Here is a 13,133-nt window from a genome sequence, read left to right as displayed (position 1 = left end):
ACGCTTGTTTTAGGATTCAAATTTGAGCAATGTTTTTAGTTTTTGATTAAAAAATTGCGCGTCCACGCCCAACGAAGCGAAAAATGTTCTATCAAAATTTTCGACCGTAACCACAGCCTCTTTTACGATTGCTGTGCCTTGCGCCGTCAGCCGAACCACTTTGGCACGTGTGTCGGTGCTGTGTTCGTGACGTTCTACCAAACCTTTCGTTTGTAGCGTGCGCAAAACAGTGGAAGTCGTCATCGGGTCAATTTTGGTGTTATTGGACAAAACAACTTGCGTAACTTCTTGATTGTGAAGCGTAAGCCAATGAATGCTGGCCATTAGCACAAATTGCGAATGCGTGAGTTGGTGCGGCTCTAAAGCTTTGCGAATTTCTCTTTGCCACAGATTCGTTACTTGCCAAAGCAAAAAACCTGCGCTATCTTCTGCCTCTTCAAAGCTAAATGTATTGTCGGAATTACTCATTTTCTAACATTTTTGAGGCAATAAAAGTAAAGTCTTTCTCCGAAATCTCAAAGAAACCAAAACGGAACGGATAACCCCACGATTTTTTGTTTTGAATAAAATCCAGCTCCGCAATCAGTGGCGCAATGGCTACTTGTTGGCATGGCTCAAAGCGAATATTTCTGCGAAACGGAATAAAGTCTTCCGACATTTGGAACTGATAAACTGCGCCGTCGGCGGCTTGCCCGATGGCCGTAAAGGCTTGGCATTTTTCGTCGCCTTCCATTTGTATTTTGGGCGAATAAACCAAAAGCCAATCCCCTTCGCGCATTCGTTGCAAAGGGGATTTTTTGCCATGACAGACTTGCATAAAACCGCCTGCCACGCCGCGCATCGTGTGTTCTTGCGACACGACGGCTACCCAATATTTAGGGTTTTGTTTTTCGGTAGAAATCATAATTTACTGGCTGCTTTTGTCTGATTTTCAACATCTTTCGGCAAGTTATTCACAATATCTTGCGCCACTAATTTTATCCATAAGGCTTTGAGCAAACCTTCCACACGCATCGTAATCGTGATTTTCAGGCCTTCGGGCGTATCTTCAAACGTGTGCTCTCCGTACATTTTGGCCAACGGGAAACGCGTCAAATCCATAAAAACTTTATTTTCTTCTACCTGCACCAACTCAATTTTTACTTTCGGGCCTCCTTTTGGTTTCAAAGTAAAGAAAGTTCCTTCCTGAAATTGGCCATGAAGTTTGGCAAATTCTACGCCTTCGTCCCATGTGTGCCAGTTGTCCACGTCGGCAAACAATTTCCAAATTTGTTCTTTTGTTACGGCGTTCGTTACGGTGCTATACGATTTTGTCCACATAATTTTAGTTGTTTGTTTTTTTTGTTTTATCACTTATTATATATACAAATATATTATGTGTACTTATTATATTCAAATAATAAGTACACATATTTTAAATATTCTTATTAAATAAAATACAATACTTTGTGCAACAGGCGATTACAGAAAAACCAATTTCCCATGAAAAATGCCGCTTATACCCTTTTTTTGCCGCTAATGGCCAAATAATATTTTGCTGTGTGGGTTTTTCATTATTTTGCAAACTATTATCGAATAGTCTATTCAAAATAACAACAAAACCCTTTTCATTTCATAAATGAATCATAGCACAACTAATTACAAAATTTGGGTAGCGGCATTGGCCTTCGCCATGGCGGCTTGTAGCCCTTCGGAGAAAAAAGAGGAAACCGCAGCCACTACCAAAGGCGTTGCGCTGGCCAACATGGACACGACTGTTTCGCCTCGTACCGATTTTTATACGTTTGCCAACGGCGGTTGGGTAAAAAACAATCCTGTACCAAGCACCGAAAGTAGCTGGACGAGTTTCCACGCCATCGATGAATCGAACAAAACGCTTTTGCGTTCTATCCTTGAAGAAGCGGCAGCCGACAAAAACGCGGCGGCTGGTTCGGTTACGCAAAAAGTAGGCGATTTCTACAAAGCGTCTATGGACACAACTTTGCGCGAAAAATTAGGCATTAGCCCAATACAGCCACAACTTGACCAAATCGCGGCCATCAAAACGCCAGACGACGTGATGAATTGGTTGGCCTTTGCGCACTCGCACGGCATCGGCGGACTTTGGGGCGCGTATGTGGAGCAAGACGTAAAACAAAGCGACCGTTACATTACCTACATCGGTCAGGGCGGTTTGGGCTTACCCGAAAAGGATTATTATCTTAACCAAGATTCTGAATCCAAAAAATACCGCGCTGAATACGTGAAGCACATCGCCAAAATGTTTGAGTTGGCGGGTACAGATGCCAAAACCGCAGAAGCCAACGCCAAAACCGTTTTAGCGTTTGAAACAGAATTGGCCAAAGTGTCGATGGGTGCGGTAGAATTGCGCGACATCGAAAAACAATACAACAAAAAAACTTTCGCAGACTTTAAGAAAAGCACCCCAAATCTGAATTGGGATGCATATTTCAATGGTTTGGGATTGAAAAATTTGCAAGAAATCGTAGTAGCGCAGCCGCTTTTCATGGAGCATTTGAACAAAGCCGTGAAAACCGTTCCTGTGGCTGATTTGCAAACGTACTTGAAATGGCATTTGCTCGACGGCGCAGCCAACAAACTTACGGCAGCTTTAGAAAAGCAAAATTTCTATTTCTATGAAACCGTTCTTTCGGGTACAAAAGAAATGAAACCACGTTGGAAGCGTGTTATCAGCTCAGCGAACCACCAAATTGGCGAGTTGGTAGCGCAAGAATACGTGAAACGCGCCTTTACGCCAGAGTCTAAAAAACGCGTAAATGAGTTGGTGGACAACCTGACGGCAGCTTTCAAAGTGCGTATCGAGAAATTGGATTGGATGAGCGATTCGACCAAAGTCAAAGCACAAGAAAAATTGGCTTCGTTTACGCGCAAACTGGGCTACCCAGACAAATGGCGCGATTATTCGGATTTGCAAATCAAACCTGATGCGTATTGGGGCAACTACCTGAACACTGCTTACAAAGAGCATGAGTTCCAAGTAGCGAAATGGGGCAAGCCTATCGACCGCACCGAATGGGGCATGACACCGCAAACCGTAAACGCGTATTACAATCCGTTGTTGAACGAAATCGTGTTCCCTGCGGCCATCATGCAACCGCCATTCTTCGACCCACAAGCCGACGACGCAACCAACTACGGTGCTATCGGGGCGGTAATTGGTCACGAACTTTCGCACGGTTTTGACGACCAAGGTAGCCAATTCGACAAAGACGGCAACTTGAAAAACTGGTGGAATAAGTCTGACAACGAGAAGTTTAAAGCAAAAACAGCTATTTTGGTAAAACAATTTAACGACTTCAAAATATCGGATAGCTTGCACGTAAACGGCGAATTGACTTTGGGCGAAAACATTGCCGATTTGTGTGGCCTTACGGTTGCTTATGAAGCTTACCAACTTTCTTTGAAAGGTAAAGAACACAAAAAGATAGACGGTTTCACGCCTGAACAACGTTTCTTTATTGGTTTCGCGCAGGTGTGGGCAAACAATGCAACACCAGAATATTTGAGCCAACAGGTACGCACCGACCCACACTCACCAGGCAAATTCCGTGTGTTGGGGCCGTTGTCGAACATGAAGCAGTTTTATGATGCTTTCGGCGTAAAAGAAGGCGATGCCATGTTTAAGCCAGAAAAAGACCGCGCCGTTATTTGGTAATTGGCTGGTTTTTAGATAAATAAAACGGGGTTCGGTGCTTGATTGTACCGAACCCCGTTTTTATTCTGCTCCCGCCCTCCTCCTATTCAATCTGTGATTTTGCCACAAATAAGATTGTTGTTTTTCTTAATCATAGACTTACACACAATGAAATAATCAAAAATCACATTCACAACTTGTTGATTTTTGAAATAAATATAATATTACCAATTTCAACTCAATACTTCTGCATAAGCCCGTAACACATTATACGCGGCACGTTTCCAACTTAATTGGTTGGCATCAGCGGCAGAAGCTCTAGACAATTCCATACGCAATGCGCCATAGTTGAGCAACGCATAAATATAGTTGGCGAAACGGTCGGTATCCGAATAATCTGCTTGGAGCGTATGCGGCAATACTTCGGCCACGCCCGACTGCCGCGAAAGTACACTTGGAATGCCTGCTTGCACGGCTTCCAGTGCCGACAACCCAAACGGCTCAGAAACAGACGGCATAAAATATACATCGGTTTCGGCCAAGACTTCGGCTACTTTTTCTTTGGGTAAAAAACCCGTAAAAACAAAGCGGTCGGCGATACCACAAGTTTCCGTGATTTGTTTTAACTCGTCTAATTTGTCGCCGATACCCGCCACCACAAACCGCACATTTTGGTATTTTTGTAATACTTTCATCGCGGTTTCTGCCATGAAAACAGGGCCTTTCTGGTAAGTAATTCGCCCCAAAAACAGCACTGTTTTTTCTTTGGTAGAATGATTATTGCCGCTTCGAGTAGGGAATGTGTGCGCATCTATGCCGTTATAAACCACACGAAATTTGTCAGTAGGAACGTCATAATGTGCCATAGCGCATTGTTTTGTGTAATTGCTGACAGGAAATATAAGCGTCGCTTTGTGCATGGCTTGGCGTTCGATGTCATAAACGGCATTAAGGCCGTACTCGTATTTGGCTTGCGTGCCGATGCGGTCGGTTTCTAAAGAATGTACGTGCAAAAATAAGGGCTTGCCTGTTGCCTCGTGTATCTGCATAGCGGCGGGATAAGTAATCCAGTCGTGGGCGTGTATCACGTCAAACTGCTTGTCTGCGGCCAACTGCGTAACGATTTCTGTATAAGTGGCGACTTTCTCCATAATGTTGGCTCCGTAAGGTTCGGGTGTATTGTAAAGCGCACGTACCTGCGAAAAGTCGGTGAAAGGCAGTGCTTCGGGCTGTACTATTTCCGTGTAACCAATACTTACGGGATACGGATTCAGGTCGTCGGGGGCAGCAGCATAATATACTTCTTGAGTAATTTCTTCGTAACAAATAGGATTTGTTGGCGTAGCTTCAGGCGCAAGCCCAATAGTATTAAGCCCAATAATATCTACGTGAGAAGGGGTAGGCATTACAATTTCTTTGCGCGGCAGAATTAGGGTAATGTGTACGTACTGGCTCAAGGCTTTGGTAAGGCCATAACACGCCATACCCAAACCTCCAGCCACAATGGGCGGATATTCCCAACCCAACATTAAAACGCGTAACGGGTTTGTCTGCTGCATAGCAATCGGAAGGTTAGTAGGAGATTGTATTAACCAAAAATTTGATTCTCCAAAGATAGCCGAACTGCGCTATTTTCAAAAAATATTTATAAAATACAAAATATAGCTAACCAACCACTTCTTTTTTAATCTATTTTTATTATTTGAGTATTCTTGCAACGTTTTAAAATGCGCAGATTAAAATAACATTTATATTTTTTGGTTAACTTTGTAGCTAAGTTTATTTACTAACACCTTCTCATTTACAATGTTGATTCAAAAACTACGATTGCTTGGCTTCGGCTTAGTAGCGATGATAATGTTTGGCCAAACATTATCTGCTCAAAATGCTGAAGTACGCGGCTTTTTGCTCGACGCAGCCAGCGAAGAGCCAATTCTTTTTACTAATGTGTATCTGAAAGGCACACGTTATGGCGCAACTACCGACGTAAACGGCTTTTATTCTATCAATAAAATTCCTGCGGGAAACTATGTGCTCATGGCTACTGCATTAAATTATGATACTGTCCAAATTCCCATTACGCTTAAAGCTGGTGAGATTTTGACAAAAAAACTCCGTATCAAAGAGCACATCAAAGAGCTTACTGCCGTAGAAGTAGTCGTAAACAAGCAAAAACAAGCGCGTCAGACTACTATTAATACTTCTGTAACCAAAGTTACACCGCGCGAAATCAAGATTTTGCCATCAGTTGGCGCAGAGCCTGACCTGGCACAATACCTCCAAACGCTCCCTGGTGTAGTTTCGACGGGTGACCAAGGTGGCCAATTGTATATTCGAGGCGGCTCGCCCGTGCAAAATTTGGTACTACTTGACGGTATGGTTATCTACAATCCTTTCCATTCCATTGGTTTGTTTTCGGTTTTTGATACAGACATTATCAAAAACGCCGACATTTATACTGGCGGTTTTGGCGCAGACTATGGCGGAAGAGCTTCTGCCGTAATGGACGTGCGCACCAACGACGGTAACAAAAAGCGTTTTGGCGGAAAAGCGTCGCTCAACCCCTTTACAGCTAAGTTGATGCTCGAAGGCCCGATTGTAAAAGCGAAAGACAATGCCACCGAAGAAGGCGGAAGCTCTTCTTTTGTGCTCAGTGCCCGTACTTCTTATTTAGATAAAAGCTCTAAAGCTCTTTACCCTTACGCAGGCGACAAAAACGAAGGCTTGCCTTTCGGATTTACAGATATTTACGGAAAAACGACTTTTGCCGCAGGCAATGGTAGCAAAATCAGTTTGTTTGGATTCAATTTCACGGATAAATCATCTTTGGGAAACAATGCTGACTACAACTGGAACTCATCGGGAGGCGGTACAAACTTTATCCTTTTACCTCCAGGTACTTCTACGCTTATCAGCGGTAATTTTGCTTATTCTCAATACAAAGTAAAACAAACAGGTGCGCTCACGCGCGAAAGTACGGTTGGTGGTTTTAATGGCGGCCTTGATTTTTCGTATTTCATTGACCGCAGTGAGATGAAGTATGGTTTCGGGGTGTTGGGAAATAACACAACACTTACGGGCTTGGATACCGAATACAATACCGAAATGTTTGGCTATGCCAAGTATCGCTTCGTAAAGACACGCTATGTAATAGACATGGGTTTCCGTGTACAATATTATTCATCGCTTAATACGATTTCGCCAGAACCGCGCTTGGGTGTGAAGTATAATTTCACGGATAAAATTCGCTTGAAAGCAGCCACAGGTTTGTATAGCCAAAACTTATTTTCGGCACAATCTGACCGCGACGTAGTGAATTTGTTCTATGGCTTCATCTCCTCTCCGACTACTGTGGTGGACGGCAACGGCAATACCATCAACAAAAATTTGCAGTTGGCCAGACATCTTATTGGTGGTGTAGAAATTGACTTGAATGAAAACTTAACCGTTGATATTGAGCCTTATATCAAAGATTTTAACCAATATATCAACGTAAACCGCAACAAACTTTATACCTCTGATCCTGACTTTATCATGGAAAAAAGTAAAGCGCGTGGTATAGACGTAATGGTAAAATACGACTACGATAGGTTTTATTTTCAAGGTGCTTACTCCTATGCCAAAGTGGATAGAACTTTTGGTAACGTAACCTACAATCCGAACTTTGACCGCCGCCACAACATCAACTTGTTGGCTTCGTACACCACTGGCCGCAAAAAAGATTTGGAGTTTGATGTACGCTGGAATTTCGGTTCGGGCTTCCCCTTCACCCAAACACAAGCCTACTATGAAAACCAAAGTATGCCAGACGGTATCAATACCAATATTGGTACAAGCAATGGCAACTTAGGTATTTATTATGGTACGATGGCCGATTTCAACAAAGGCCGTTTGCCGTATTATCATCGCTTAGACGTTTCGGCCAAAAAGAAATTTGAGTTCTCGAAAAATACTAACTTAGAAGTTGTGGCCAGCATTACCAACGTGTACGACCGCAAAAATTTGTTCTATTTTGACCGCGTAAGCTATTCGCGCAAAAACCAATTGCCGATTTTGCCAGCCATTGGCGCGAACTTTACGTTCTAAAAACAACAGCTTTTAAATGCTATCCTATTGAGCGCAGATACTTTCGGGTGTCTGCGCTTTTTTGTTGGCCAAAAATCTCTGTTTTAGAAAGCAATTCAACATTAAACTTTCTTCAGGATTTTATTATATTTGCAGCCCTTTGGAAACTAAATTCAAACTTCCAAAGCTCACATTTTCAGTTACTTTTATTCTAACAAAAAATACATACATTCGATGCTACGCACTCATACTTGCGGCCAGTTGCGCCCCGAACATATCGGCCAGTCCGTTACGCTTTGTGGTTGGGTTCAGAAAATACGCGACAAAGGCGGCTTGATTTGGATAGACTTACGCGACCGCTACGGGATTACTCAAATTATTTTAGATGAAAGCTACACACCTACTCCCATCGTGGAGGCGGCTCGCCAACTTGGACGCGAGTTTGTGGTAGCGGTTTCGGGTAAAGTAGTGGAACGCGCTTCCAAAAACGACAAAATTCCGACAGGCCATATCGAGATACAAGCACAAGAAATCAATGTGCTGAATCCTGCCAAATTGCCCCCTTTCCTTATCGAAGACGAGACAGACGGCGGCGACGATATTCGCATGAAATACAGATACTTAGATTTGCGTCGTGGTGTGGTACGTCGTAACCTTGAGCTTCGTCACAAAATGGCGCAAGCCGTGCGCAGCTACTTGGACAGCCAAAACTTTTTGGAAGTAGAAACGCCTGTACTTATCAAATCTACGCCAGAAGGCGCACGCGATTTTGTTGTGCCGAGCCGTATGCAAGCAGGGGAATTTTACGCTTTGCCACAGTCGCCCCAAACTTTCAAACAATTGTTGATGGTGTCGGGCTTCGACCGTTATTTCCAAATCGTGAAATGTTTCCGCGACGAAGATTTACGCGCCGACCGCCAACCAGAATTTACACAAATAGACTGCGAAATGTCTTTCATTACACAAGAAGACATTTTAAATACGTTTGAAGGACTTACACGCCATTTATTCAAACAAATCAAAGGCATTGATTTAGAAAGTGTTCAACGCATTTCTTACGATTATGCCATGAAGTTTTACGGTTCGGACAAACCAGATTTGCGTTTTGAAATGAAATTCGTAGAGCTAAAATCGCCTGTGCGTTATGGCCAAGAATTGAGCGATTTGGTTTCGGGCAAAAACTTTCAAGTGTTTGAAGATGCGCAAATTGTGGTGGGTATTTGTGCCAAAGGTTGTGCCGAATACACACGCAAGCAACTCGACGAACTAACCGACTTTGTGAAACGTCCGCAAATCGGCGCAAAAGGCTTGATTTATGTGCGTTATGGTGCAGACGGAACATTAAAATCTTCGGTAGATAAATTTTATAGCGAAGCCGACTTGAAAGCATGGGCAGAACGCATGGGCGCAGAACCTGGCGATTTGATGCTCGTTCTTTCGGGCGAAACCGACAAAGCACGCAAGCAACTCAACGAATTGCGTTTGGAAATGGGCAACCGTTTAGGCCTTCGCGACAAAAATAAATATGCGGTGTTGTGGGTGTTGGACTTCCCGTTGTTGGAATGGAACGAAGACGAAAACCGTTGGTTTGCCATGCACCACCCGTTCACCTCGCCTAAGCCTGAAGATATGCAGTTCTTGGAAACTGACCCAGGCGCGATTCGTGCCAACGCTTACGATTTGGTAATCAATGGCGTAGAAGTGGGCGGCGGTTCTATTCGTATTCACGACCGCAAAGTACAAGAGTTGATGTTTGACCGTTTGGGTTTTACGCCAGAGGAAGCACGCAAACAGTTTGGTTTCTTGATGGAAGCCTTCGAGTACGGTGCGCCGCCACACGGTGGTATTGCGTTTGGTTTCGACCGTTTGTGTTCGTTGTTTGGCGGTTCGGATTCTATCCGCGACTTTATCGCCTTCCCAAAAAACAACGCAGGCCGCGACGTGATGATAGATACGCCTTCGCCAATCGCAGAGCAACAACTCAACGAATTGGCCATCGCCGTAAAATTGCCAGTGGCCTAAGTTGCAACTACGATTTTATAATACCAAAAGAGCACGTTCAAGCGATTGGACGTGCTCTTTTGGTTACGTGGTTTATTGTTCAAATTCCTGTTCCAGATTTTGGCGCAAATCGTACAGAAGCCATTGCTTTTGAAGTACTTTCTTTTTTTCGGTTTGAAGCAATTTGATAAAATCCTTTACGCCTACGGGTTCGTTACCGTTGCCGTGTATGAGCACGATGCTGCCGTTGTGAATGGCTTGGCCTTTGGCTAACCACGCGTCACTACCCACTGGAATTAATCCGTAAGAAATCACTTTATCCAAAACCTTTTGGTCGGAAACCAGCCCAGGGAATCGGAAAAAAGCCGACGGCAACAAACCCGCCTGAATCATGGCGACTTCTGTACCTAATATTTCAAAATTTACGTCGGTGTTGGGTTCTAACAAAAAGTTTTCGCGCAAAGGAATGTTTGGGCTGCACCGATGATTATAGGTGTGGTTTATCCACGTGATGTTGATATCTCCCATTTTTTCCAAATTTTTGAGCCACGCGATGTCTTCGCTGTGCGTGAGCAAAAAGCGTCCCGTAAGCGAAAGGGCTACGGGAACAGGTTTTTGTATATTTTTAAACTCATTGATGAGAGAAGAAAAAATCACGCGGTCTAATGGCTTGTGCGAAGGACACAAATCTATGGTAAGCGAAATGCCTTTGTCTTGTTGGTCGCCGTGTTTTACGCCCGCATCTTGCAACATCTTCGCGTTGTTGTAGGCGGCTTCAATGGCTTGGATATACGCGCTTTGTTTGAAGGTTTGTACTAATAGCGGCCATGTGGAGGCTTGTTGGTTGGTTAATTGTTGGGCTGGGAGAATGTATGTATCAATGTTTTGGGGGTTGATGCAGACATAAAAAAGGCTGTCGTTGCGCTGAAATTGGCGCGTGAGAATTAGTTGTTTGGTGGCGTAAGTGGCCGTCCCGAAATATTTGACATAATTACTCAGCAATGTCTGAGCCGTAAGGCTTTGGCCATAAATCAACAGCCCAATAAGGAGCAAATTCCACTTTTTCATAAAGATTTTAGGCGAAAGATATTGAATATTTGGATAGAGGATACAGCTAACAGCACGTACGTTCCTTTACAAATGAAAGATTGTTCGTTGCAATAACCTAATTGTTTGTTTCAAATAGTAGATTGTTCGATGCAATAGCCTAATTGTTCATTACAAATGATAGATTGTTCGATGCAATAGCCTAATTGTTTGTTGCAAATAGTAAAAGATACACACCGCCGTGCGGATCTGTGTTTATATCAACCATTTTTGCATAATGGCTTTGAAGGCCTCGCGGTATTGTTCGCCCACCACGATTTCATCTTTTCCCACAAACAAAGAATTTTTACTGATGGCCGTGATGCTGTCCAGCGACACAATAAACGAACGATGCACGCGCAAAAACTTAGTCGTGGGCAAGCGTTCTTCCAGTTGTTTGAGCGAGGTAAGCGACAAAATCGCTTTTTCGGGGGTGTTGAGGTGAATGCGGACGTAATCTTTTAGCCCTTCTATAAAAAGAATGTCTTTGTAGTTGATGCGCACCCATTGGTATTCTACCTTAATGAAAATATAGTCGTCTTCGGGTTGCGTGTTGGGAACGGAAGAGGCGGCGGCTTGCGTGAGTTGCAGGGCGTTGGCGGCGGCGCGGAGAAACTCCTCGTAATTGAAGGGTTTGAGCAAATAATCCACTGCATTTACTTTATAACCCTCTATGGCAAAATGGTTGTAGGCGGTGGTAAAGATGATTTTGGGCATGGGTGTGTTTTGTTGGTGCATCCAGCGTGCCAGCTCCATGCCGCTAAAATTGGGCATATTGATGTCCAGAAAAAGCAAATCGGCGGGTTGCTCTTGCAATAAATTCATGGCATTGACGGCACTGTCGCAAGTACCGACCAATTCCAAAAAAGGCGTTTGTTGGACAAAGGTCTCAACGAGTTTGAGTGCCAGCGGTTCGTCGTCGATGGCTATACATTTGAGGCGCATCATACTAAATCAAGTTGTAGTGAAACTTCGTATTTGCCCGCGTGGTTTGTACCTGCGGCCAACTCGTGTCTGTTCGGGTAAAGCAGTTGCAAGCGGCGGCGCGTGTTGGTAAGGCCTATGCCTCCTTCGGCGGTTTCGGAGTTGTTGTTATTTTCTACAAAAATAGAATTAACTACCTCAAAATGAAGTTTTTCATTTCGCTGATAGAGTTGTATATCGATACTGGAAGTTTGGGTAGCATTGACCCCATGTTTGAAGGCGTTTTCCACGAAAGGCAAAAGCAACATCGGCGCGATGGGCATATCTTGCAGGTTTTCGTGAATAAACGTATTGATTTTGAGTTTGTCGGTGGAGCGCAGGCGCATGAGAGCAATGTAATCTTTGAGGAAATTCACCTCTTTGAACAAGGTTGTATTTTCGTCTTCGGTGCTGTAAAGCAAATAACGCATCATGCGGCTGAGCGTGTGCAAGGCTTGGCGCGAATCCTCGACGTTTAGGTACGTGAGTGCGTAAATGCTGTTGAGGGAGTTAAAGAAAAAGTGCGGATTGATTTGGGTTTTGAGCAAAGCCAATTCGGTCATGGTCTTGTCGTGTTCGAGTTGTTGGCGGTAGTTGGCGGTGCGCTGCCAATGCTGAAGCATCGCCCAACTCGTGCTTAAAGCCAGCACCAAAAGCATCGCCGTAAAAACAAATTGGTTGAAATTGGTTGCTTTTTTGGCTTTGAAATAAAGTACTGTGGCCATTTTGGCGTGCAGCCCCGTATAAGAATGATAGACGTAAGAAAGCAGTTGCGTAAGAACCAGCACGGCGATTATCCAGCCCACAAAAAGGCTGAATTTTCCTTTGAAAATAGTTTGCGGAACAATGATTTTGGCGTTTCCATAAAACAGCGCGACCATGACAAACAGGTTCAGGGTTTGCCACGCCCAAAACTCATACGGAAGTTTTACATCCCAACTCAGCGGAATGTAGAGCAATATCATAAAACCCAACAGCGACCAGCCGAGCAGGTGTAACAGAAAATTGAGGTATGGATTAAATGATAAAGAATTTTGCATGAGACAAATGTTTTTAGGTGTGCTTTATCGTAAAATGAGGGGCATAGCCATAGGGTTTTAAATCAATATTACGAAAAAGCCTTACAAGTTTAGTCTGCTGGCGCGTATGTTGCACAATACAATCTTTCAACCCGCCCTAAGAATCTATGAACAGTACTTTTTGACCGACCAAGCCCTCAAATGGCATTCGTAGATAGAAATGTGGGGGTTGGTCGGTTGTAAAATGGAATTTGTCGGCTGCCTTTTTTACTCTGTCTATTGCTTTATTTTCGGAAAGATTCATTTCTTTTTTTTGTACGTGAATAAAAGAAACAACGCATCGT

General features: G+C 43.8%; 11 protein-coding genes. 3 read left to right on the top strand and 8 right to left on the bottom strand.

Annotated elements, in window-relative coordinates; all coding sequences use genetic code 11:
- Positions 1-9: 9 nt before the first annotated feature.
- Genes BM090_RS10610 through BM090_RS10600 form a run of 3 tightly spaced genes read right to left on the bottom strand, consistent with a single transcriptional unit; the run spans position 10 to position 1,320 of the window.
- Positions 10-468: a MarR family winged helix-turn-helix transcriptional regulator gene (locus BM090_RS10610; protein WP_091512236.1), complete on the bottom strand. Its 459-nt coding sequence runs from the start codon at positions 466-468 to the stop codon at positions 10-12.
- A complete protein-coding gene (locus tag BM090_RS10605) occupies positions 461-904 on the bottom strand; it encodes an EVE domain-containing protein (RefSeq protein WP_091512233.1) in 444 nt (147 codons plus the stop codon). The genes BM090_RS10610 and BM090_RS10605 overlap by 8 nt, the downstream gene beginning before the upstream one ends.
- Positions 901-1,320, bottom strand: coding sequence for an SRPBCC family protein (locus BM090_RS10600; RefSeq protein WP_091512849.1), 420 nt, complete (start codon positions 1,318-1,320; stop codon positions 901-903). The genes BM090_RS10605 and BM090_RS10600 overlap by 4 nt, the downstream gene beginning before the upstream one ends.
- Positions 1,321-1,618: 298 nt before the next feature.
- Between BM090_RS10600 and BM090_RS10595 the strand changes: the two genes are divergently transcribed.
- Positions 1,619-3,676, top strand: coding sequence for a M13 family metallopeptidase (locus BM090_RS10595; RefSeq protein ID WP_091512229.1), 2,058 nt, complete (start codon positions 1,619-1,621; stop codon positions 3,674-3,676).
- 212 nt (positions 3,677-3,888) lie between these two features.
- Here BM090_RS10595 and BM090_RS10590 read toward each other — a convergent pair whose 3' ends face one another.
- A complete protein-coding gene (locus BM090_RS10590) occupies positions 3,889-5,214 on the bottom strand; it encodes a glycosyltransferase (protein WP_091512226.1) in 1,326 nt (441 codons plus the stop codon).
- A 247-nt stretch (positions 5,215-5,461) separates the two neighbouring features.
- Between BM090_RS10590 and BM090_RS10585 the strand changes: the two genes are divergently transcribed.
- Both BM090_RS10585 and aspS read left to right on the top strand, forming a co-directional pair.
- Positions 5,462-7,741 (top strand): TonB-dependent receptor, encoded by a 2,280-nt coding sequence (locus BM090_RS10585; RefSeq protein ID WP_091512223.1) that lies wholly within the window; start codon positions 5,462-5,464, stop codon positions 7,739-7,741.
- Positions 7,742-7,954: 213 nt separating this feature from the next.
- Positions 7,955-9,742 (top strand): aspartate--tRNA ligase, encoded by a 1,788-nt coding sequence (gene aspS, locus BM090_RS10580; RefSeq protein WP_091512220.1) that lies wholly within the window; start codon positions 7,955-7,957, stop codon positions 9,740-9,742.
- Positions 9,743-9,814: 72 nt separating this feature from the next.
- Here aspS and BM090_RS10575 read toward each other — a convergent pair whose 3' ends face one another.
- The 4 genes from BM090_RS10575 to BM090_RS18390 form a co-directional block, all read right to left on the bottom strand.
- Entirely contained in the window at positions 9,815-10,789 is a 975-nt protein-coding gene (locus BM090_RS10575; protein ID WP_091512219.1) for a polysaccharide deacetylase family protein, read from the bottom strand.
- Positions 10,790-11,023: 234 nt separating this feature from the next.
- Positions 11,024-11,755: a LytR/AlgR family response regulator transcription factor gene (locus tag BM090_RS10570; RefSeq protein ID WP_091512216.1), complete on the bottom strand. Its 732-nt coding sequence runs from the start codon at positions 11,753-11,755 to the stop codon at positions 11,024-11,026.
- Entirely contained in the window at positions 11,752-12,810 is a 1,059-nt protein-coding gene (locus BM090_RS10565) for a sensor histidine kinase (protein WP_091512213.1), read from the bottom strand. Before BM090_RS10565 ends, BM090_RS10570 begins: the two co-directional genes overlap by 4 nt.
- Before the next feature lie 136 nt (positions 12,811-12,946).
- Entirely contained in the window at positions 12,947-13,093 is a 147-nt protein-coding gene (locus tag BM090_RS18390) for a hypothetical protein (RefSeq protein WP_177199907.1), read from the bottom strand.
- Positions 13,094-13,133 lie beyond the last annotated feature (40 nt).

Source organism: Flexibacter flexilis DSM 6793 (assembly GCF_900112255.1).
Lineage (GTDB): Bacteria > Bacteroidota > Bacteroidia > Cytophagales > Flexibacteraceae > Flexibacter > Flexibacter flexilis.
Note: the sequence above shows the minus strand (reverse complement) of the source record. Positions and strands in the feature narration are given on the sequence as shown.

What these genes read in the sequence shown, in the direction of transcription:
- BM090_RS10570 (WP_091512216.1), bottom strand. Translation starts at nt 11,755, where the DNA reads ATGATGCGCCTCAAATGTATAGCCATCGACGACGAACCGCTGGCACTC.
- aspS (WP_091512220.1), top strand. Translation starts at nt 7,955, where the DNA reads ATGCTACGCACTCATACTTGCGGCCAGTTGCGCCCCGAACATATCGGC.
- BM090_RS18390 (WP_177199907.1), bottom strand. Translation starts at nt 13,093, where the DNA reads ATGAATCTTTCCGAAAATAAAGCAATAGACAGAGTAAAAAAGGCAGCC.
- BM090_RS10590 (WP_091512226.1), bottom strand. Translation starts at nt 5,214, where the DNA reads ATGCAGCAGACAAACCCGTTACGCGTTTTAATGTTGGGTTGGGAATAT.
- BM090_RS10595 (WP_091512229.1), top strand. Translation starts at nt 1,619, where the DNA reads ATGAATCATAGCACAACTAATTACAAAATTTGGGTAGCGGCATTGGCC.
- BM090_RS10605 (WP_091512233.1), bottom strand. Translation starts at nt 904, where the DNA reads ATGATTTCTACCGAAAAACAAAACCCTAAATATTGGGTAGCCGTCGTG.
- BM090_RS10575 (WP_091512219.1), bottom strand. Translation starts at nt 10,789, where the DNA reads ATGAAAAAGTGGAATTTGCTCCTTATTGGGCTGTTGATTTATGGCCAA.
- BM090_RS10585 (WP_091512223.1), top strand. Translation starts at nt 5,462, where the DNA reads ATGTTGATTCAAAAACTACGATTGCTTGGCTTCGGCTTAGTAGCGATG.
- BM090_RS10565 (WP_091512213.1), bottom strand. Translation starts at nt 12,810, where the DNA reads ATGCAAAATTCTTTATCATTTAATCCATACCTCAATTTTCTGTTACAC.
- BM090_RS10610 (WP_091512236.1), bottom strand. Translation starts at nt 468, where the DNA reads ATGAGTAATTCCGACAATACATTTAGCTTTGAAGAGGCAGAAGATAGC.
- BM090_RS10600 (WP_091512849.1), bottom strand. Translation starts at nt 1,320, where the DNA reads ATGTGGACAAAATCGTATAGCACCGTAACGAACGCCGTAACAAAAGAA.